Source organism: Rathayibacter sp. AY1D2 (assembly GCF_002932695.1).
Classification (GTDB): domain Bacteria; phylum Actinomycetota; class Actinomycetes; order Actinomycetales; family Microbacteriaceae; genus Rathayibacter.
This window is the reverse complement of record NZ_PSVX01000049.1, coordinates 1-21,015: the sequence shown is the minus strand read 5'-3', so window position 1 is coordinate 21,015 and position 21,015 is coordinate 1. Positions and strand designations below refer to the sequence as shown.

Below are 21,015 nucleotides of genomic sequence, written 5' to 3'. Positions count from 1 at the left end.
TCAGGACGCGTCCGACTCCTTCTTCGCGGCGGCCTTCGCTGCTGCCTCGCGGTCGGTGGCCTCGGCCGTCTCGCGGAAGGCGCGGCGAGGATCCTGCAGCGCGCTCATCGGCGAGAGGTCGCGCGGAGTGACGGCGTCGACGAGCCAGCCCGTGATGATCCGCCACTTGCGGTCCAGAGTCGGCATCGCCGCTCCGTGGTAGGCGCGGTGCGCGAGCCAGGCGGGGAGGCCGCGCAGCTTCACGCCCTTGATCAGGCCCGCGCCCTTGCCGATCCCGTACTCGGCGACGGTCCCGACGGAGGCGTGGCGGTACTCCTCCACGGTGCCTCCGGTGAGGTCGGCGATGATGTTGCGCGCCAGGAGCTTGGCCTGCCGGACCGCGTTCTGCGCGTTCGGCGGGTAGTACGCGGGCTGCTTCTCGCTGGTGAGGTCCGGCACCTGCGCGCCGTCGCCGGCCGCCCAGGCGCCGCCCACCGGCTCGCCGTCCTCGCGGATGACCCGCAGGCGCGCATCCGCCATGACGTGGCCCTTCGGCCCGCGGGGCGCGTCGGTCGCGTCGAGGATCGGGTTCGGCTTCACGCCGGCGGTCCACACGATCGTGGCCGTCGGGATGCGCTCGCCCGAGGAGAGCTCCACGACGCCGTCCTCGCAGGAGGGCATCGTCGTCTTCAGGTGCACGTGCACGCCGCGCGAGCGGAGGTGGTCGAGCGTCCACTTCGAGAGCTCGGGACCGACCTCGGGGGCGACCCGGTCCAGTGCCTCGACGAGGTGCCAGGTGACGTCGCCCATCGAGAGGGAGGGCTGCGCGGCGAGGGTCTTGCGGCTGAGGTCGAGCAGCTCGCTCAGCGCCTCGACACCGGTGTAGCCGCCACCGACGAAGACGAAGGTGAGCAGGCGCCGACGCTCGGCGGGATCGGTGGTGAGCGCCGCCTTCGCGATGTTCTCGATGACGCGGTCGCGCAGGTGCGCCGCCTCCTCCACCGTCTTGAAGCCGATGCCGTGCTCGGCGAGGCCCGGCGTGGGGAACGTTCGGGTGACGGCTCCGAGCGCGAAGACGACCTGGTCGAACTCGAGCGTGCGGGTGGAGCCGTCCATCGCGGCGACGGTGGCGCTGCGCTCGGCGAGGCTCACGCCGGTGATCGCGCCGCGGATCACGCGGGTGCGCTTGAGCGCGGAGACCAGCGGCACCGTGACGTGGCGCGGCTGGACGTGCCCGCCGGCGACCTCGGGCAGCAGCGGCTGGTAGGTCATGTAGGGGTTCGGCTCGACGACGGTGACGTCGATCGGCGCCTCCCCCCGTCTCTTCTCGAGGCCCCAGGCCGTGTACAGGCCGACGTAGCCGCCGCCGAGGATGAGGATGCGCGTCGTACGGGATGCCGTCATGTCCGTTCCCTTCTCGAACCCGGCGCCGGGCAGGCGGAACCGGATGGTGCTGAGGACGCTCCGACGCTACGCGGGGCGCGGCGGCACGCACAGGGACTTGCGCGACGAGTCGGGGCCGCGCATCCTCCGCAGGCGGGCGGACGGGAGCCGCGCTACTGCAGCGCCGAGGTGAGCCGCGCCAGGTTGTCGAGCAGGGTCGAGCGGAGCGGCTGCTGCCGCCACTCGCGGAGGGTCAGCTCGCGGGAGTGCTCGCGGTAGTCCTGCTGCACCTGGCGCAGGTCCTCGACGAACTCCGAGCCGCGCACCATGAGCGAGACCTCGAGGTTGAGCGTGAAGGAGCGCATGTCCATGTTGCTCGAGCCGATCACGGCGACGTCGTCGTCGATCGTGAAGTGCTTCGCGTGCAGGATGGTCGGCTTGCGGTACATCCAGATGCGCACGCCCGCGGTCAGCAGCGTCTCGTAGTACGAGCGCTGGGCGTGGTAGACCACGGCCTGGTCGCCGATCTCGGAGACGAAGAGCTCCACGTGCACGCCCCGCCGGGTCGCCGTCGTGATCGCGTAGAGCATCGCCTCGTCGGGCACGAAGTACGGGCTGGTGATGATGATCGACTTCTGCGCCGAGTAGAGCAGCGTCAGGAACAGCCGCAGGTTGTTCTCGCCCTCGAACCCCGGCCCGCTCGGCACCACCTGGCAGTCGATCGTGTCGCGCTGCTGCAGCGCCTCCATCGGCTCCGACTCCCGCAGGAGCAGCTCGTCGGTCTCGCTGTACCAGTCGGTGATGAAGATGGCGTTGATGCCCTGCACCACCGGCCCCTCGAGGCGCACCATCAGGTCGTGCCAGTGCAGGCCGCGGCGGATGTTGCCGCGCTTGTTGTAGCTGGAGTCGACGACGTTCTGCGAGCCCATGAAGGCCGCGTTGCCGTCGACGATCAGCAGCTTGCGGTGGTTGCGCAGGTCCGGCCGCTGGTACTGCCCGCGCCACGGCCGCACGGGGAGCATGTACGACCACGACGCGCCCGCCCGCTCGAGGGCGCGCAGCCGGCGGTGGGTGCCGCTGTAGTAGCCGGGCACGCGGATCGACGCGATGTGGTCGAGGAGGATCCGCACCCGCACCCCGCGCGCCACCGCGCGGTCGAGCGCGTCGAAGAAGGGCGCGGTGGTCGAGTCGGCGGCGAGGATGTAGAACTCGCAGTGCACGTAGCGGCGGGCGCGGTCGATCTCGGCGGCCATCGCGCGGATGGTCTGCTCGTAGTCGCCCTGAAGGCGCGCGTCGTTCCCGCCGACCAGCGGCATCGCCCCGAGGTTGCGGTTGAGGGTGACCACCGACTCCAGCCACTGCGGCCACGGGTGCTCCCGGGCGACGCGGTCGATGCCGTCGGTCGACTCCAGGATGAAGCGGTTGATCTCCTGCTGCTTCCGGCGGCGCTTGCGCGGCAGCCGGTAGCTCCCGATGAAGAGGAACAGCAGGATGCCGACGTACGGGATCAGGAAGATCGCCATCAGCCAGGCGAGGCCGGTGGTCGGTCGGCGGTTCCGCGGCACGACGATGACGGCGATCACGCGGACCACGAGCTCGACGACGACGGCCGCGATCGGGAGGATCACGGCCCAGTCGGGTGCGGGCACCGCGCCTCCTCGTTCGTCGTACGGGGCCGCTCAGCGGGCGCGAGAGGCACCCGCTCGGCGGCGGTGGTCAGGAGGCGTCGCGGGGAGGCAGGCCGCGGCGCTCGCGCTCGCGGGCCTCGATGCGGTCGTACGCGCGGCGCTCGTTGCGGTCCGAGCGGATGAGGGCGCGCATCACGAACCAGAAGATGGCTCCGACCGTGATCGTCGGCACGAGGGCCCACAGCCCCTGGTTCCACAGCTCCCAGTCCATGCGGCGATCCTACCCGCGGCACCGGCGCGGGAGCCGTGAGCCCGGAGGCCCGTGCGCCCAGCGGCCTTCGCGGGCGCTGGGCGCTACTGGCTCTCGACCGACTTGTTCAGCGCCGCGGCGTCGGAGTTGAGGCCTTCCAGCTCCGAGCGCAGGCCGTCGTACACGGCGATGTCCGCGTCGATGGCGGCCCGGGTGGCGTCGACGGCCTGGCTGCGGGCGAGCAGATCGGCGCGCTCCGTCTCGAACTCGGCCGTCGATCCGAAGTCGCCGCTGTCGGCGCGCGAGTTGAAGTCGTCGATCTCGACGTTGAGCGCGTCGTACTCGGCGTTGTTCGCGTCGACCCGCGCCGTGAGGTCGGCGTACATCGTCTCGATCCGGGAGACCAGGTCCTCGATGCGGTTCTCGAGATCGGTGAAGACCGCCTCGTAGCGGGCGTTCAGGCCCACGACGACGGAGCGGTCGTCGAAGAACTCGGCGTAGTGCGCCTCGAGCGCCGGCGGCAGGTCGGCCACCTCGGTCCCCAGGATCGAGTGCAGCTCGTTGACGCGCTCGCCGAGGCCGCCGGTGCGGTACAGCTCGAGGCGCTCGGCGATAGTGCCGTCCTGCGGGAGGGTCTCGTACGCGGCCTCGAGCTCGGCGCCCAGCTCGGCCTGCTCCTCCGCGTCGAGCCGCACCCACGCGGCGTGCAGCATCTCGTGGGCCGCCGTGACGTCGCGGATCCCGTCGAGGTCGGGATTGGCGACGTCCGAGATGTAGATGCTGGTGCCGGTGTAGCAGCCGAGGACGATGTCGTCGGAGGCGCCGTAGCCGCAGAGGTCGTTGAAGCCGGCGGTCGGCTCGACCGACGGGCTCGACGCGTAGTAGAGGGCGCGGCCGCGGTCCGACATGGCGGTCCGCTCCGCGAATCCGGCGATCGTGGGGTCGGGCGTGAACGCCTCGGCCGCTCGCCGGTCGGCCAGCGCGGTGCCGACGTCGCCGGAGGAGGTGAGGACGCTCGCGGCGACCGCGGTACCCACACCGAACTGCGCGATCGTGAGGACGCCCGCCGCGACGGCCGCGACGATGCTCGATGCCCTGACCATGTCTCCCCCTCGGCTCCTGCGACCCTACTTGACGAGCGGGAACAGGATCGTCTCGCGGATCCCGAGCCCGGTGATCGCCATCAGGAGGCGGTCGATGCCCATGCCCATGCCGCCGGTGGGGGGCATGCCGTGCTCGAGGGCGCGGAGGAAGTCCTCGTCCAGGCGCATCGCCTCGTCGTCGCCCGCGGCGGCCTGGCGGGCCTGCTCGACGAAGCGCTCGCGCTGCACGACCGGGTCGATCAGCTCGGAGTAGCCGGTGGCCAGCTCGAAGCCGCGGACGTAGAGGTCCCACTTCTCGACGACGCCCGGGATGCTGCGGTGCGCGCGCACGAGCGGCGAGGTGTCGACGGGGAAGTCCATCACGAAGGTCGGACGCGTCAGGCCGCCCTTCACGAAGTGCTCCCACAGCTCCTCGACGTACTTGCCGTGCGTGGGGACGTGCACCTCGACGCCCTCGCGCGCGGCGAGGGTCTCGAGCTCGGCGAGCTCCGTCTCCGGCGTGATCGCGATGCCGGCCGCGAGCGACAGGCTCTCGTACATCGAGATGCGGTCCCACCGGCCGCCGAGGTCGAACTCGGTGCCGTCGGCCCAGGTGACCACGTGCGAGCCCGCGACGGCCTGGGCCGCGTTCTGGATCAGCTCCTGGGTCAGGTCGGCGATCGAGTTGTAGTCGCCGTACGCCTGGTAGGCCTCGAGCATCGCGAACTCGGGTGAGTGCGTGGAGTCCGCGCCCTCGTTGCGGAAGTTGCGGTTGATCTCGAAGACCCGGTCGATGCCGCCGACGACGGCGCGCTTGAGGTAGAGCTCGGGCGCGATGCGCAGGTACAGCTCGGTGTCGAACGCGTTCGAGTGCGTGGCGAAGGGGCGGGCGGAGGCGCCGCCGTGCATCACCTGCAGCATCGGGGTCTCGACCTCGAGGAACTCGTGCGAGGCGAAGGTGTCGCGGAGGGAGGCGTTCACGCGGGCGCGGGTGACGACTGTCTCGCGGGCCTGGGGGCGCACGATCAGGTCGAGGTAGCGCTGGCGCATCCGGGTCTCGTCGCCGAGCTCGTTGTGCAGGTTCGGCAGCGGCAGGATCGCCTTCGCGGCGATCGTCCACTCCGACACCCACACGCTCAGCTCGCCGCGCTTGCTCGAGACGACCTCGCCCTCGACGAAGAGGTGGTCGCCCAGGTCGACGAGCTCCTTCCACGCCGCCAGCGACTCCTCGCCCACGTCGCCGAGCGAGACCATGGCCTGGATCCGCTCGCCGTCGCCGGCCTGCAGCGTCGCGAAGCAGAGCTTGCCCGTGTTGCGCTGGAACACCACGCGGCCCGCGAGGCCGACGCGCTCGCCGGTCTTCACGTCCGGCTCGATGCCCTCGTGGCGCGCCCGGACGGCCGCGATGGTGTCGGTGACTCCGACCGCGACGGGGTAGGCGCCGGCGCCGAGGTCGTCGCCCGCGAGCTCGAGCAGGCGCTCGCGCTTGGCGAGGCGGACGGCCTTCTGCTCGGAGGCCTCCTGCTGCGCGGCCCGCTCGGCGGCGGCCTGCTCGGAGTCGGACTGCTCGGCGGCGGGGGTCGTGGACTCGGGGACGTCGGGGGTGTCGGCCATGAGGGGTCGCGGTGCTTTCGGTTCGGGGCGGACGGCCGCGATCAGGCGAGCAGGATCGGGGCGTTGTCGAGGAGGCGGGTGGTGCCGACGATCGCGGCGACGAGCACGAGTGCCGGGCCGCGGTGGTCGGCGTCGACCGGGAGGAGCGTCGCGGGATCCACGACGACGAGGTAGTCCAGCTTAACGAGCGGCTCGGCGTGCGCGACGGCCTCGGCGGCCTCGATCGCCGCGGCGGCACCGCGGTCCGCGGCTCCCGCGGCGGCCGCGAGGAGGCGCGGCAGCACGAGGCCCGCGCGGCGCTGCTCCTCGTCGAGGTAGCGGTTGCGGCTGGAGCGGGCGAGCCCGTCCTCCTCCCGCACGATGCCGACGCCCTCGATGTCCACGGGCAGGTCGAGGTCGCGGACCATGCGGCGCACGAGGAACAGCTGCTGCGCGTCCTTCTGCCCGAAGACCGCGACGTCCGGCTGGGCGATGCTCAGGAGCTTGGCGACGACGGTGAGCATCCCGTCGAAGTGGCCCGGCCGCGCGCGCCCCTCGTAGAGGCCGCCGACCTCGCCCGCGACGACCCGCGTCGAGGACGGCCCGTCGGGATACATCTCGGCGACTCCCGGAGCGAAGAGGAGGTCGGCCCCGGCCGCGTCGAGCAGGGCGGTGTCGCCCTCGAGGTCGCGCGGGTAGCGGTCCAGGTCCTCGGTCGGACCGAACTGCAGCGGATTCACGAACACCGACACGACGACGACGTCGGCCAGCTCGCGCGCCCGCTCGACGAGGGCGAGGTGCCCGGCGTGCAGGGCGCCCATCGTCGGCACGAGCGCGATGCGCCGACCGGCCCGCCGCGCCTCCTGCAGCCGCTCGCGGAGGTCGCCGATGCGGTGGAGGGTGCTGATCACCCGACGATGCTACCGGCGGGCCCGCGACCACCGGGGCCCTCGGCACCGAGACGCCGTGCTCCTCCGCGAGGCACCGCCTCCCGAGCGGCGTCCCACCCGGGGAGCGGCGTCACGAGCGGCGCCGCGCGTCAGCCCGCCGCGCGGCGCAGGGCGTCGTCGACGGAGGAGCGGACGAGGCTGGAGAGGAAGAAGCCCGGCTTCTCGACGCCGATGCCCGCCAGCAGGCCCGCCGCCTGGTCGACGATCGCGGTCGAGAAGGTCGTGGCGGTCGAGACGGCCTCCGCGTAGGCGGCGCGGTCCGCCTCCGCCACGGTCACCGGCTCCCCGCCCATCTCGACCACCAGCGCCTGCGCGATCGGCAGCACCGGGCCCGGTGCCGACACGGCGAAGTAGGTCTCGGCGAGGCGCGCCAGGTCGAGGCTGGTGCCGCTGAAGGCCATCGCCGGGTGGACTGCCAGGGGGATGACCCCGGAGGCGAGCGCCGGAGCGAGCACCCCGTAGCCGTGCTCAGGCGCCGTGTGCAGCACCAGCTGGCCGGGCTGCCACGCTCCGGTCGCGGCGAGCCCCGCGACCAGGGCGGCGATCTCGCTCCCGGGAACGGCGACGATCACCAGCTCGCTGCGCTCGACGAGCTCGGGGATCGCGAGCACGGGGACTCCGGGGAGCAGCGCGTCGGCGCGCTCGCGGCCGCTCTCGCTGGTGGTGGCGATCCCGATCACGGCGTGGCCGGCCCCGGCGAGCGCGGCACCCAGCACCGGGCCCACGCGTCCGGCACCGATCACGCCGACGCCCAGGCGTCCGTCGCGGCGGTTCTCAGGCATGCGGTTCCCCCTCCGGAGCGGGCCAGTCGGGCAGGGCGGGTGCGGCCGCCCGCCGCCCCCACTGGTGGCTCGCGTCGCGGTCGGCGGCCCGCACTCCGGCCGTCGCGAGGCTCTCGAAGAAGGCGAGTCCGTCTGCCGCGCTCATCACCGGCACGAGCGGAGTGACGGGGCCGGCCACCGTGTGCACGCGCGCCGAGGCCAGCCCGAGCAGGCGCTGGAGCGGTCCCTGCTGGACCCCGACGCTCTGCATCCGCGCCAGGGGCACCACGGCGACCCGCCGCCAGACCGCTCCGCTGCGGAGGATCGCGACCTCGTCCGTCAGCCGGTACCCGGTCCTCCGGAACGAGAAGGGGCGGAGCCACACCGCCGAGCGCGGCGCCCGGGTGAAGCCGGCCGCGTCGCGGTGCCGGAGCGCGTCTCCGACGGGCGTCGACTCCGCTCCCTCGGCCGGTCCGGGCAGCAGGAGGGCGAGGACGCGCTCGACGGCGGCGAGGTCGCCGACGGGCAGGATCGTGGTGTTCGGCTCGCCGTTCGCCCCGCGGGAGGCCGCGTGGCCGGCGCGGTCGATCCGCACCTGCCACCAGCCGAAGGGGCGCCAGAGCAGCGGCTGCGTGATCTCGACGGCGTGGATCCGGCCGGGCGGGATCGTGTCGCTGCTGGTCGAGAGCACGCCGTAGCCGACCCGCACGCCGTCGGGCGTCGCGGCGATCGAGTACCGGAGCGAGCGCACGAACTGGCGGACGTAGTAGCTGCCCGAGCCGATCAGGCCCGGCAGGATCGCGAAGAGCACGTAGGGCGAGCCGTAGACGGCGACGAACACCACGGCGACGACCGAGGCGGCCAGGAACAGCGTGAAGCCGCTGAAGACGAGCGAGCCGAGGAGTCGGCCCGGCGGGATCGAGACGACCGACTCGGGCGGCGTCTCGTCCTGAGGCTCACCGAACTCCTCCAGCCGGCGCGCCAGGAACCCGCCCGCCGGAGCCGCACCGTCGACCGTCGCCTCCCGCTCGCGCACCCCGGACGCGAGCCGCAGGATGTCGCGGCGCAGGGCGTCAACCAAGCGCGACCCGAGGTACGACAGCTGGACGTTCGCGTCCTGCCCGGCCACGCTCACCTCGAGCTTCGCGGCTCCGAACAGCCGGGCGAACAGCGGACGCTGCACCGCGATGCCCTGGATGCGGTCCAGCCGCGCCCGCCGGTTGGTCCGGAAGAGCACGCCGGAGCGCACCTCGACGAGCTCGTCCGTGATGCGGAAGGTGTGCATCCGCCAGGACAGCCAGAACGCGAAGACGGCGACCGCCAGGCCCACCGCGACCGCCAGCAGCGCCCAGCCGACGAGACCGCGGCGCAGCAGCTCGTCGACCGGATCGCCGCTCTCGTACCCCTCAGGCCCGGGCAGGAACAGCTCGACCAGGCGCTCGCGGAGGTTCGTGATCACGATGCCGAGGACGACCAGCAGGCCGATCCCGCCCTTGAGGACCGGGGTCGCGGGATGGAGGCGGTGCCACTCCCCGTCGGCGAGGTCCGTCTCGACGGCGCGGAGCTCGGTCACAGGCCGGCCCGGCGCGACTCGGCGAGCTCGACCAGGCGGTCGCGGAGCTCCTCCGCATCCTGCTCGGCCAGGCCCGGGATGCTGACGCCGGTCGCCGCGGCGGCGGTGACGAAGCGGAGGTCGGCGAGGCCGAGCGCCCGGGCGAGCGGCCCGCGGTTGACGTCGATGAGCTGCATCCGCCCGTACGGCACCGACACGAAGCGCTGGAACATGATGCCGCGGCGGAAGAGCAGGTCGTCCTGGCGCAGGAGGTAGCCGTAGGCGCGCGCACGGCGCGGGGCCACGATCAGGAGGGTCACCGCGAGGGCGGCCGCGGCGGCCAGCGGGATCCAGCCCCACGGCAGGCCGATCAGCATCAGCACCACGGGCACGGCGAGCAGCAGCACGCTCGACACGACGGCCGACACGATCTCGACCGCGACGTACCGGGGCGAGACGCGGCGCCACTCCCCCGTGATGTCGAGGCGGTCCCGCCGGCGTCCCCTCGCGTCGCGGCGGGTCGTCGGCGACGCGTCCTCGGGCTCGGCGGGCATGGCGTCGTCCTCACTGCCCGCGGCGATCCGGGCGTCGGCGTCAGGCGTGGTTCACCTCGCCGACGGCGCTGTCGTCGTCGTCGCTCGGCGGGATGGTGCACAGGTGCTCGGCGACCAGGCCGGCCACCAGCAGGACGAGCGCACCCACGATGGTCGCGACGTCCTGCCACACGGAGCCTAGCGAAGGGATCGCACGGCTCAGCAGGTACACCAGGATGCCGCCGGAGGCTCCGAGCAGCAGAGCACCGACGTGGCTGGACGCCTTCGCCAGCACCACGACGCGCATCGCCCGGAACGGATCGATGGGCCGGCGCAGCGTGCCCTTCGTGGCGCGGTGGATCGGGACGGCGAAGCCGAGCACGAGGGCCGCGACCACGATCAGGGTCAGCGGAACCGTCAGCGGCGGGATGAGCACGGGGCGGCCGGCGGCGGCGATCGCGAGGTCGAGGAGGAACCCCGCGACGGCCCCGGCGAGGCCGAGTCCGAGCAGGGTGCTGATGCGGGTGCGCCTCACGGGGTCCTGCTCTCGGGGTCGGCGGTGCTGCCGCGGGCGGAGTCGCGCCCCGGCCAGGTCAACCCGGCCGGGTGGTCGGTCACGCGATCGGTCGCCCGTGCGCGCAGCTCGGCCACGGGTCCGGCTCCGGGAAGGACCGCCGCCGGCTCGACGTCGAGCCAGGGCTCGAGCACGAACGCCCGCTCGGCCGCCCGCGGGTGCGGGAGGGTCAGGTGCGCGTCGTCGCGGAGCACGCCGCCGACCGCGATCACGTCGATGTCGAGGGTCCGGTCGCCCCAGCGCACCTCGCCCTCGCCGCGGATCCGGCCGCCGGCCGATTCGATCGCCGCCGTCGCCGCGAGCAGGTCGTCGGGCTCGAGGACGGTCGAGCCGGTCACGACCGCGTTGAGGTACCCGGGCGCGTCCTCGTCGACGCCCTCGGGCTTCCACGCGGGCGACTCGACGACCTTGGACACCGCCTCGATGCGCAGGCCCGGCGTCGTGGCGAGGGCCTGCAGCGCCTCCTCGAGGTGCGCGAGGCGGTCGCCGAGGTTGCTGCCGAGCGCGAGCACGACGTGGCGCACAGGGCGGACGCGCTCCTGCCGCGGCCTCACGAGCGGGTCCTCGTGATCTGCACGGCCACGTCCTCGAACGGCAGCGGGATCGGCGCGTCCGGCTTGTGGACGGTGATGCGGACGACGTCGGCGGCGGCGAAGCCCAGGGCCACCCGGGCGAGGCGCTCGGCCAGGGTCTCGATGAGGTCGACCGGGTCGCGGGTCACCGCGTCGGCCAGGGCGATCGCGAGCTCGCCGTAGTGCACCGTCTCGGCCAGCGCGTCGCCCTCGGCCGCCGGCGCGGTGTCGAGCCAGACCGTCGCGTCGATCACGAAGTCCTGGCCGTTCTCGCGCTCGAAGTCGAAGACGCCGTGGTGCGCGCGCACGCGCAGCCCGGTGAGGGTGATGGAGTCGCGCACGGCCAGGGCGGCGGGGTCGATCGCGGTCATGGGGTCTCCTCCTGGAGTCGGGCGGCGAGGGCCAGGGCGCGGGCGGACGAGCGGACGTCGTGGACCCGGACGCCCCAGGCGCCGTGCCCGGCGGCGACGAGGCTCAGCATGGCGGAGACCTCGTCGCGCTCGGCGGCCGGGGCGCCGGCGGGGGCGAACGGAGCGAGGAACCGCTTGCGCGAGTGGCCGACCAGGACCGGGAAGCCCAGCGAGACGATCGCGTCGAGCCCGGCCAGCAGCGCCCAGTCGTGCGCGCCGACCTTCGCGAAGCCGAGGCCGGGGTCGAGCAGGAGGCGGTCGTCCCGGATCCCGGCCTCACGGGCGGCGTCGACGCGGCGCTCGAGCTCGCCGCGGACGTCCGCCACCACGTCGCCGTAGGACGCGAGAGCGGTCATGCCCGCGCTGTGCCCGCGCCAGTGCATCGCGATGTAGACGGCGCCGCGCTCGGCGACGAGCGGGAGCATCCGCGGATCGGCGAGGCCGCCGGAGACGTCGTTGACGACGACGGCGCCCGCGTCCAGAGCGGCCTCCGCTGTGGCGGCGCTCATCGTGTCGATGCTGACGCGCACCCCCTCCGCGGCGAGGGCGCGAACGACGGGCAGCACGCGGCCCTGCTCGGCGGCGGAGTCGACGCGCGCCGCACCGGGGCGGGTGCTCTCGCCGCCGACGTCGACCAGGTCCGCGCCGAACGCGGCGGGTCCGTCCCCGGCGGGCCGGGTCAGGTCGAGGCCGTGACGGACGGCGTCGTCGACGGACAGCCAGCGGCCGCCGTCGCTGAACGAGTCCGGAGTGACGTTGAGGATCCCGAGGAGCGCGGCGCGGCCGGTCGGCGTGAGGTCGGCGACGGTGGTGGCCACGTCACTCCCCCCGCGCGGCGCCGATCAGCGCGATGATCTCGGCGCGGGCGGCCGGGTCGGCGAGGGAGCCGCGTGCGGCGACCGTCACGGTCGAGCTCGCGGTCTGGCGCGGCCCGCGCATCCGCACGCAGCCGTGCTCGGCGTCGACCACGACGAGCACTCCCTCGGGAGCGAGGCCCTGCTCGAGCGCGTCGGCGATCTGCTCGGTCATCCGCTCCTGGATCTGCGGTCGCGACGCGACCGTCTCGACCACGCGCGGCAGCCGGCCGAGGCCGACGACCCGCTCGCGCGGCCGGTAGGCGATGTGCGCGACGCCGAGGAACGGCAGGAGGTGGTGCTCGCAGACGGAGCGGAAGGCGAGGTCGCGCACGATCACCGTCTGGTCGAGCGGCGACTCCTGGCCGCCCTCGACCACCGCGAACGTCTCGGTCAGCTGGGCCGCGGCGTCGTCGTCGAACCCGCCGAAGAACTCCTCGTACGCCTCGGCGAACCGCCGCGGCGTGTCGAGGAGTCCCTCGCGGCCCGGGTCGTCCCCGATGGCCGCGAGGATCTCGGCGACGGCCGCCTCGATGCGCGCCTTGTCGACGGGCACGCGCGCGCTACGCCGTCGCGGGGCGCGGGTTGATCAGCGGCGGGCGCTTCGGCGCGACCTCGTCGGCACCAGCGGAGGAGACTCCCCCGTCGGTCGCACCCGAGTCGATCGGCGCCTTGGCGACCGGGACCGCGATGGGCGGCAGGTCGGACAGGGGGCGCTTGTCGCTCGAGAGCCACTGCGGGCGCTCGTCGATGCGGCGGACGTCCTTGAAGATCTCGGCCAGCTGGTCGTGGTCGAGCGTCTCCTTCTCGAGCAGCTCCATCGCGAGGCGGTCGAGGATGTCGCGGTTGTCGTTGATGACCTGCCACGCCTCGTCGTGCGCCTGCTCGATGAGCTGGCGCGTCTCGGCATCGACCGTCTCGGCGATCTGCTCGGAGTAGTCGCGCTGGTGGCCCATGTCGCGGCCGAGGAACATCTCGCCCGACGACTGGCCGAGCTTGACCGCTCCGACGTTCGCGGACATGCCGTAGTCGGTGACCATCTTGCGGGCGATGGAGGTCGCCTTCTCGATGTCGTTCGACGCTCCGGTGGTGGGGTCGTGGAAGACGATCTCCTCCGCGACGCGACCGCCCATCGCGTACGTGAGCTGGTCGAGGAGCTCGTTGCGGGTGGTGGAGTACTTGTCCTCCAGCGGGAGCACCATCGTGTAGCCGAGGGCGCGGCCGCGCGGCAGGATCGTGACCTTGGTCACGGGGTCGGTGTGGCGCATCGCCGCCGCCGCCAGAGCGTGTCCGCCCTCGTGGTAGGCGGTGATCAGCTTCTCCTTGTCGCGCATGACCCGCGTGCGGCGCTGCGGCCCCGCGATGACGCGGTCGATGGCCTCGTCGAGCGCGCGGTTGTCGATCAGCTGCGCGTTGGAGCGGGCGGTGAGCAGCGCGGCCTCGTTGAGGACGTTGGCCAGGTCGGCGCCGGTGAAGCCCGGGGTCTTGCGGGCGACGACCTCGAGGTCGACTCCGCCGGCGAGCGGCTTGCCGCGGCCGTGGACCTCGAGGATCCGCTTGCGGCCGAGCAGGTCGGGGGCGTCGACGCCGATCTGGCGGTCGAAGCGGCCCGGACGCAGCAGTGCGGGGTCGAGGATGTCGGGACGGTTCGTCGCCGCGATCAGGATGACGTTCGTCTTGACGTCGAAGCCGTCCATCTCGACCAGCAGCTGGTTGAGGGTCTGCTCGCGCTCGTCGTGACCGCCGCCCATGCCGGCGCCGCGGTGGCGGCCGACGGCGTCGATCTCATCGACGAAGATGATGGCCGGCGAGTTCTCCTTCGCCTGCTGGAACAGGTCGCGGACACGGCTCGCGCCGACGCCGACGAACATCTCGACGAAGTCCGATCCGGAGATGGAGTAGAAGGGGACGCCCGCCTCGCCCGCGACCGCGCGCGCCAGCAGGGTCTTGCCGGTGCCGGGAGGGCCGTAGAGCAGGACGCCCTTCGGGATGCGGGCGCCGACGGCCTGGAACTTCGCGGGCTCCTTGAGGAACTCCTTGATCTCGTGCAGCTCCTCGATCGCCTCGTCGGCGCCGGCGACATCGCCGAACGTGACCTTGGGCGACTCCTTCGAGACGAGCTTCGCCTTCGACTTGCCGAACTGCATGACGCGGTTGCCGCCGCCCTGCATGCCCGAGAGCATCAGCCAGAAGAACGCGCCGATCAGCAGGATGGGGAGCAGGAAGCCGAGAGCCGAGAGGAACCAGTTGGTCTGCGGGACCTCGTCGTTGTAGCCGGTGCTGCCGAGATCGGCCGCGGACACCGCGTCGACGACCTCCGCGCCGCGAGGGGCCACGTAGTAGAACTGCACCTGCGTGCCGTTGTCGCCGTCGGCCTGCTTGAGCGTGAGATCGACGCGCTGCTCGCCGTCCACGATCTTCGCCGAGTCGACCTTGCCGTCCTTCAGGAGGTCGAGACCCTCCTGCGTCGTGACCGGCCGGAAGCCGGACATGGTGATCAGCGAGGAGCCGATCCACACCGCGACGATCGCCAGGACGACGTAGAGGATGGGACCCCGGAAGATGCGCTTCACGTTCATGCTTGTTGCGGGTGCGACACCCGGCGCCTTTCTGACGAGGAGATTGTGCCTGCCAGGCTACCTCCCGCACTCTGAGCGCCGCCCACGCGTTCGCCGTGGGCCGAACGGCCGCGGGCTGTGTGGTCTGGCGGGGATGCGGCGGGCCGCATCCCCGCGCGCGGTCGGCTCCACGAGATGGTGCGTTTCGCAGAGCGGGGTGCGTCGGACTGCCGGGAAACGCTGGCACGCGTTTCCTGGTCCGCGTCCTCTGCCTTGCGGGTGGAGGTCGCGGGGATCGGCGCTTCGGCGGTGGGGACGCGCCGTGAGAGCGCAGGAGTTGTCGCACTCGAGCTCGACAGCGACGACTACTGCGGTCTCGGGAGGGCGAGGGTGTCCGAGCGGGGCGCGCCGCGAGAACGCAGGAGGCGCGGACGGACGGACCGGGCCCGCACGGCCCGGGTCAGGCCGACTCGAGGAGGGGCTCCGGGTCGCGGAGGGCGGGCACGAGGCCACGGCGGCGGCGGGCGGCGGCCAGCACGGTCACGGCGAGCGCCCCGACCAGCCAGAGCACGAGCACCAGGACCGCGTGCGCGACTCCGATGCTGCCGCCGGCGATCAGCGAGCGGAACGCCTCCACCGTCCAGGTCAGCGGCAGGACGCCGTGGATCGCCTGGAAGAAGGCGGGCGCGGTCTCGACCGGGTAGGTGCCTCCGGCCGAGGACAGCTGCAGCACGATCATCAGCAGCGCCAGGAACCGGCCCGGCGCGTCCAGCAGCGCGATCAGCGCCTGGTTGATCGCCACGAAGGTGAGGCTCGTGAGCACGGCGATCCCGATCAGCCCGGGCAGGTTCGACGCCTCGACGCCCACTCCGAAGCGGATGACGAGCGCGGCCAGGACGCCCTGGGCGACCGCCATCAGCGCGCCGGGCAGGTAGCTGCGCAGCGCGATGACCCAGGCGGGACGGCGCGCGGCGAGGAGGCGGGAGCTGAGCGGGGCGCTCATCAGGTAGAAGGCGAGCGCGCCGACCCAGAGCGCGAGCGCCATGAAGTAGGGGGCGAGGCCGTAGCCGTAGGACGGCACGCGGTTCATCCGCTCGGCGTCGATCCCGACCGGGGCGGCCGCGACGGTGCTGAGCTCCTGAGCCTGCTCGCCGGTATAGGTGGGCACGTCGTCCGCGCCGTCCGAGAGCTTCGTGTCGAGGGTGCGCGATCCGGAGGCGAGCGAGTCGATCCCGTCGGCGAGGTCCTGCGAACCGGTGGCCGCGTCGGCCGAGCCGGTCGCGGCGGTCTCGGCGCCGTCCGCGAGGTCCGAGGCGCCCGTCGCGAGGGCGGCCGTCCCGGAGGCGAGGTCGGAGGCGCCGGCGGCCGCGGAGGCGATTCCGCTGGTGAGCGGGCCGACCGCGCCGGAGAGGGTGTCCACTCCGCCGGCGACATGCGCGGCTCCTCCGTCGAGGGTCGCAGCTCCCTGGGCGAGGGCCTGCGCACCGGTCTGCAGCTTCTGGGCGCCGTCGGCGGCGGAGGTCGCCCCGGTGGACAGAGCGGCGGTGCCGGTCGCGAGGTCGGCGGCTCCGCCCGAGACCGTGGCGGCACCGGTGGCTAGCGCCGTCAGTCCGCTGCCGTCGTCGCCGACGAGCGCGGTCGCACCGGAGGCGAGCGTCTGCGCGCCCGCGTCCGCCGAGGCGGCTCCGCCCGCGAGAGCGGCCGCACCCTGCTCGAGGGCGGTCAGCTCGGCCACGCGCTGGGCGTCGGACAGCGAGTCGTACCGAGAGAGCAGGGAGGCGAGGCCGGAGTCGACTCCGGTCGCTCCGGTGGCGAGTTGCGGAGTGGCGGTCGCGAGCGCTCCCGCACCGGTCGCGAGCTGCTGGGCTCCTGCGAGGGCCTTCCCCGCTCCGTCGGAGAGGGAGGCGGACCCGGTGGCCAGCGCCGCGGCACCGGATGCCGCCGAGACCGCGCCGTCCTTCAGGGTCGACGTCCCCGCGGCGAGGTCGGCGGCGCCCGATGCGAGCGACGCCGCTCCGCCGTCGAGCTGCTGGGCGCCGTCGGCGACCGTGCGGGCTCCCGTGTCGAGCGCCGCCGCCTGGTCGGGCAGCTGACCGGTCCCACTCGCGATCCGCTGGAGTCCCGACGAGAGGTCGGACGCTCCGGAGGCCGCGCTCCCCGCGCCCGAGCGGAGGGAGTCGGCTCCGGTCGCCAGCTGCGCGGTGCCGTCCTGCAGCTGCGCGAGCCCGACGACCAGCTCGGAGGAGCCGGACGCGGCGGTCCCGGCGCCGTCCGCCAGCTGAGCGGCGCCGTCGGCCGCCTGCTCGAGGCTCGAGTGCACGTCGGTGAAGCCGAGGTAGACGTTCTCGAGGTAGGTCGCGCCGACCTTCTCCTCCAGCGTCTTCGTCACGGTGGTGCCGATGGTGGAGGCGATGTTGCCGACGATCAGGTTGGCCGCGTCGTTCGTCTCGATCGACAGCTTCGCCTGCACGGCCGCGGCGGGGTCGTCGCCGCCGACGGAGGCGACGTCGGCCGAGAAGCCGGCCGGCACCGTCAGCACGGCGAGGACGTCGCCGGAGGCGAGCTCGCGGGACGCCTCGTCGGCACCGGTCGCCGTCCAGGCGAAGTCCGAGCCGGAGGTGTCGGTGGTGAGCTGCTCGGTCAGGTCGTCGCCGAGGGCGAGCGCGGAGCCGTCCGAGGCGGTCGCGCCGGTGTCCTCGTTGACGATCGCGGCGGGCACCGTGTCGAGGTGGTGCGTGGGATCGAGGTTGGCCGAGGTCAGCAGTCCCGCGTAGATCAGCGGGATGAGCGCGATCGCGGCGAAGACGACGACGAGGCGCGGGTTCACGGCGCGCAGGGCGCGGCGGAGCGGGGAGGTGGTCATGGTCCTTCTACTTCGTGGAGTGCAGGGCGGCGAGCCGCGGCGAGGCGACTCCGGTGACGAGGAGCTCGGCGATGTCGGCGGAGGCCGAGGCCGCGGGACGGCGGGCGTCGCCGTCGAGGAGCCAGCCGACGACAAGCCAGGTGGTGCCAGCGGCGAGGAGGACGGCGAAGCGCTCGACGCGTGCGTGGTCGCCGCCGCCCGATCCGCGCTCGGCGAGGGGCGAGAAGGCGAGGAGCCGCTGCGCGAGGAACGCGACGACCGACTCCTGCACGGCGCGGGCCGCGCCTCCGCTCAGCACGCGGCGGTAGAAGTCGGCGTGCACGAGCAGGCCCTCGAGGAGCCCGCGGACGATGCGGGGGACCGCGCCCTCCCAGTCGGCGGGGGCGGTGCCGGGAGCGACGTCACCGAACAGCGCGTGCATCCGCTCCACCGCGGCGGCCTCGATCAGTGACGGCACATCGCCGAAGTGCTGGTAGAACGTGGGGCGGCTGACGCCCGCGGCGCCGCAGAGCTCCGTGATGGAGGGCTGGTCGTCGCCCGGGCGGTCGAGGGCACTCGTGATCGCGGTGAGCAGGAGCTCGCGCGAGCGGGTGAGCCGCGGATCGGTCACGGGGTCCTTCTTCCCGGCGCGAGGAGCGCCTTCTTTACGTCCGTCAGATAACTTACAACCGTAAAGAAGAGCGCGCAAGCGTCAGGAGGAGGGCGGCTCCGGGAGCAGCGTCGCGATGGCGGACGTGTCGACGATCACCGAGTCGTGCGGAGTCAGTCCCGGGCTCCGCGGCGTCGGCACCGGCAGGCGCACGAGCAGGGCGCCCGGATCCACGCCGAAGCGCCCGGAGCGGGTGCGGCCGACCGGATCGCCGTCCAGCTCGGCGAGCACCGGCTGGTCGAGCTCGAACGAGAACTCGCGACCGGGCCACTGGCGGAGGGAGGCGAGCCCGTTGCGGTTGCCGGTCGCCACGTCCAGCGCGAGGCCGAAGCGCCGACGCAGCAGCACCAGCTCCAGGTCGCCGTCGTCGAGCACGGCTCCGGCGGCCAGCTCGATGTTCGCGACCACGGAGCTGCAGTTGCAGGCCAGCACCATGAAGCAGCGCTGCGGAGGCTCCTCAGCGCCGTCGATCGTGAGGGTCACCTCGAATCCGGCCTTGAACATCGCCGGCGCCCCCGCCGCGAAGTAGGCGCCCCAGCCCACCCGCTTCTTCAGCTCCTCGTCCGTCTTGTCCATGATCTCGGCGTCCAGGCCCACCCCGCCCATCACCATGAACACCCGCTCCTCGCCGTCGTCGAACGCGGCCGTGCCCACGTCGATCGCGCGGTCCTGCCCGAGCAGGGCGATCTCGACCGCCTCGGGCAGCGAGCCGAGCGGGATCCCGAGGTTCCGCGCGAGGAGGTTGCCCGTGCCGCTGGGCAGCAGGCCGTAGGGGACGCCGGTCCCCCGCAGCACCGTGGCGACGGCGCGGACGGTGCCGTCGCCTCCCATCGAGCAGACCAGGTCCGGGCCCGCCTCGAGCGCGGCGCGGGCCGCAGCGGCACCGGAGTCGCCCGGGCTGGTCTCGAACCAGAGCGGCTCGTTCCAGCCGTGGCGGCGCGCGATCGTCGCGACCAGGTCCTCCGCGGCGCCGACGTCGTCGAACTTGCTCGGGTTGATCACGACGGCGACGGTGCGCTTCTCGGGTGCCTTCACCCCGTCAGTCTGACGGCACCGGCGACCGGTCCAGTCGCGCGGACGCCTCCAGGGCGAGCACGGCGCCGATCTCGGCCGAGAGCGTGGCGGGCAGCGACGGAGGCGCGTCCCAGCGGGGCCCGGCCAGCAGCACGCCGCGGCGGACGCTCGAGCTCTGCAGCGCGGCGACGCTGCCGGTGACGAAACCGCGGACGCGAGCCGCCACCGCGGGCGCGACTCCGCTCGTCGTGGCGAGGTCGACGAGGTGCCGGTAGGCGATGCCGCCGAACAGGGCGCCGTCCCCCGAGCCCTGGTCGACGAAGACGCCGTCGGGGGCGAGCCGGTCCAGCAGGTCCTCGGCCGTGCGGGAGGCGTGGGCGACCAGGCGGGGGTCGGGCCGCAGGCGGTGCAGGGCGAGCGCCGCGCCGATGTAGACGGCGTGGTTGTAGCTGAAGGCCCAGTCGTCGCGCGCGGAGCCTCCCTCGCGGCCGATGCCGTCGGCGACGAAGCCGGTGTCGTCGTCGCGGAGGCGCACGTGCATCCAGTCCAGGGCGGCGCGCGAGAGCTCCTCCCGGCCGTCCGGCCGCAGCCGCTCCAGGCGCGCGCCGAGGATCGCGAACGGGCCGTTCGCGGGCGCGTTCTTGTAGTCCAGCTGCCGGCGGCGCCAGGCGAGGCTCGCCCCGTGGCGGAGGTTCCAGCCCCTCGCGACGGCGAAGTGCCAGAGGCGGTCGGCCCGGTCGAGGAACCGCGGATCGCCGGAGGCCTCCCCGAGGCGGGCGAGCGCGCCGCCGAGCCACATCATGTCGTCGAAGTAGCCGTTGACCAGGCGCCCGCCGTTGCGGAGGCGGATCGCGCGGTGGATCCGCCGGGCCCGCTCCAGGTGCGCATCGTCGCCCGTGCGCTCGAAGGCGTCGACGGCCGCGTCGATCGCATGCGCGAGCCACCAGTAGTTGAACTCGAGGTCGGCCCGCAGCGAGGTCGGGTAGCTCATGTGATAGCCCAGCAGCGGCACCGCGAAGAGCCGCTCGAGGCTCTCCTGCGCGGTGTCCGCGGCGCTACTCGTAGACGTGCGGGGCGAGGACGGCGACATCGCGGAGGTTGCGGTAGCGCTCGGCGTAGTCGAGCCCGTAGCCGATCACGAACTCGTTCGGGATGTCGAAGCCGACGTAGGCCACGTCGACCTCGACCTTGGCGGCCGCGGGCTTGCGGAACAGCGCGCAGATCTCGACGGACTCGGCGCCACGGCTGCGGAGGTTGCCCTGCAGCCACGAGAGCGTGAGGCCGGAGTCGATGATGTCCTCGACGATCAGCACCTTGCGGTTCGTGATGTCGGAGTCGAGGTCCTTCAGGATCCGCACGACGCCGGAGGACTTGGTGCCGCTCCCGTAGGACGAGACGGCCATCCAGTCCATGACGATGTCGAGCTTGAGCTCGCGGGCCAGATCGGCCATCACCATCACGGCGCCGCGCAGCACCCCGACGATGAGCAGGTTCTCACCCGCGTAGTCGCGCTCGATGGCGCGGGCCAGGGCGCGGATCCGCTCGTGGATCTCGGCCTCGGTGTAGAGGACCTCGGTGATGTCGTCGGCGATGTCGGCTGCTTCCACCCGGCCACTCTACGGGTGACCGGCCCCCGTCTCCCCTCCGCGAATTTCCGCTCCGGTACACCTCCGCCGGCGAGTCGCGCGCCGGAGCGGGATCTCGCGGGGAGGGGCCGGGCCCCGCTGGGACGCGCCTCCGTCGCTGCCCGCCACGCTCTCGGCCGAGATCGGCGCCGTGCTCGCCCTGGAGGCGTCCGCGCGACTGGACC

The 21,015-nt window shown here is 73.3% G+C and carries 20 protein-coding genes; all 20 read right to left on the bottom strand.

The window, feature by feature from the left end:
- Positions 1 to 1,383, bottom strand: coding sequence for an NAD(P)/FAD-dependent oxidoreductase (locus C5D04_RS13075; RefSeq protein ID WP_104345442.1), 1,383 nt, complete (start codon positions 1,381 to 1,383; stop codon positions 1 to 3).
- A gap of 152 nt (positions 1,384 to 1,535) precedes the next feature.
- Complete coding sequence (gene cls / locus C5D04_RS13070; RefSeq protein WP_104224093.1) at positions 1,536 to 3,011, bottom strand: cardiolipin synthase; 1,476 nt, start codon at positions 3,009 to 3,011, stop codon at positions 1,536 to 1,538.
- A 67-nt stretch (positions 3,012 to 3,078) separates the two neighbouring features.
- Complete coding sequence (locus tag C5D04_RS13065; RefSeq protein WP_104224094.1) at positions 3,079 to 3,261, bottom strand: hypothetical protein; 183 nt, start codon at positions 3,259 to 3,261, stop codon at positions 3,079 to 3,081.
- Positions 3,262 to 3,344: 83 nt separating this feature from the next.
- Positions 3,345 to 4,343: a hypothetical protein gene (locus C5D04_RS13060; protein WP_104347807.1), complete on the bottom strand. Its 999-nt coding sequence runs from the start codon at positions 4,341 to 4,343 to the stop codon at positions 3,345 to 3,347.
- Between the two features lie 24 nt (positions 4,344 to 4,367).
- A complete protein-coding gene (gene lysS, locus C5D04_RS13055; RefSeq protein ID WP_104224095.1) occupies positions 4,368 to 5,936 on the bottom strand; it encodes a lysine--tRNA ligase in 1,569 nt (522 codons plus the stop codon).
- A 41-nt stretch (positions 5,937 to 5,977) separates the two neighbouring features.
- Positions 5,978 to 6,826, bottom strand: coding sequence for a pantoate--beta-alanine ligase (gene panC, locus C5D04_RS13050; protein WP_104347806.1), 849 nt, complete (start codon positions 6,824 to 6,826; stop codon positions 5,978 to 5,980).
- Positions 6,827 to 6,954: 128 nt separating this feature from the next.
- Positions 6,955 to 7,647 carry a Rossmann-like and DUF2520 domain-containing protein gene (locus tag C5D04_RS13045; protein WP_104347805.1) on the bottom strand — a complete coding sequence of 231 codons (693 nt, stop codon included), beginning with the start codon at positions 7,645 to 7,647 and terminating at the stop codon, positions 6,955 to 6,957.
- The gene (locus C5D04_RS13040) at positions 7,640 to 9,199 is read right to left on the bottom strand and encodes a PH domain-containing protein (protein ID WP_104327245.1); all 1,560 of its coding nucleotides are present in this window, start codon (positions 9,197 to 9,199) and stop codon (positions 7,640 to 7,642) included. Before C5D04_RS13040 ends, C5D04_RS13045 begins: the two co-directional genes overlap by 8 nt.
- On the bottom strand, positions 9,196 to 9,732 hold the full coding sequence (locus tag C5D04_RS13035; RefSeq protein WP_104234302.1) for a PH domain-containing protein: 537 nt from the start codon (positions 9,730 to 9,732) through the stop codon (positions 9,196 to 9,198). Before C5D04_RS13035 ends, C5D04_RS13040 begins: the two co-directional genes overlap by 4 nt.
- 40 nt (positions 9,733 to 9,772) lie before the next feature.
- Complete coding sequence (locus tag C5D04_RS13030; RefSeq protein WP_104238407.1) at positions 9,773 to 10,246, bottom strand: DUF3180 domain-containing protein; 474 nt, start codon at positions 10,244 to 10,246, stop codon at positions 9,773 to 9,775.
- Positions 10,243 to 10,839 carry a 2-amino-4-hydroxy-6-hydroxymethyldihydropteridine diphosphokinase gene (gene folK / locus C5D04_RS13025; RefSeq protein ID WP_104347804.1) on the bottom strand — a complete coding sequence of 199 codons (597 nt, stop codon included), beginning with the start codon at positions 10,837 to 10,839 and terminating at the stop codon, positions 10,243 to 10,245. Before folK ends, C5D04_RS13030 begins: the two co-directional genes overlap by 4 nt.
- Positions 10,836 to 11,228 carry a dihydroneopterin aldolase gene (folB, locus tag C5D04_RS13020; RefSeq protein WP_104347803.1) on the bottom strand — a complete coding sequence of 131 codons (393 nt, stop codon included), beginning with the start codon at positions 11,226 to 11,228 and terminating at the stop codon, positions 10,836 to 10,838. Before folB ends, folK begins: the two co-directional genes overlap by 4 nt.
- Positions 11,225 to 12,085, bottom strand: a complete 861-nt coding sequence (folP, locus tag C5D04_RS13015) for a dihydropteroate synthase (protein ID WP_104238405.1) — start codon at positions 12,083 to 12,085, stop codon at positions 11,225 to 11,227. The genes folB and folP overlap by 4 nt, the downstream gene beginning before the upstream one ends.
- 1 nt (position 12,086) lies before the next feature.
- Entirely contained in the window at positions 12,087 to 12,677 is a 591-nt protein-coding gene (gene folE / locus C5D04_RS13010) for a GTP cyclohydrolase I FolE (protein WP_104224103.1), read from the bottom strand.
- Positions 12,678 to 12,684: 7 nt separating this feature from the next.
- Positions 12,685 to 14,700, bottom strand: coding sequence for an ATP-dependent zinc metalloprotease FtsH (gene ftsH / locus C5D04_RS13005; RefSeq protein ID WP_104224104.1), 2,016 nt, complete (start codon positions 14,698 to 14,700; stop codon positions 12,685 to 12,687).
- Between the two features lie 439 nt (positions 14,701 to 15,139).
- Positions 15,140 to 17,542, bottom strand: coding sequence for a YhgE/Pip domain-containing protein (locus C5D04_RS13000; RefSeq protein WP_104347802.1), 2,403 nt, complete (start codon positions 17,540 to 17,542; stop codon positions 15,140 to 15,142).
- A gap of 7 nt (positions 17,543 to 17,549) precedes the next feature.
- Positions 17,550 to 18,152 carry a TetR/AcrR family transcriptional regulator gene (locus C5D04_RS12995; protein WP_104347801.1) on the bottom strand — a complete coding sequence of 201 codons (603 nt, stop codon included), beginning with the start codon at positions 18,150 to 18,152 and terminating at the stop codon, positions 17,550 to 17,552.
- A gap of 81 nt (positions 18,153 to 18,233) precedes the next feature.
- A complete protein-coding gene (locus tag C5D04_RS12990) occupies positions 18,234 to 19,226 on the bottom strand; it encodes a diacylglycerol kinase family protein (protein ID WP_104234307.1) in 993 nt (330 codons plus the stop codon).
- A gap of 4 nt (positions 19,227 to 19,230) precedes the next feature.
- Complete coding sequence (locus C5D04_RS12985) at positions 19,231 to 20,196, bottom strand: glycoside hydrolase family 76 protein (protein WP_181137713.1); 966 nt, start codon at positions 20,194 to 20,196, stop codon at positions 19,231 to 19,233.
- Between the two features lie 64 nt (positions 20,197 to 20,260).
- Positions 20,261 to 20,812, bottom strand: a complete 552-nt coding sequence (hpt, locus tag C5D04_RS12980; protein WP_104238400.1) for a hypoxanthine phosphoribosyltransferase — start codon at positions 20,810 to 20,812, stop codon at positions 20,261 to 20,263.
- Positions 20,813 to 21,015: the final 203 nt, after the last annotated feature.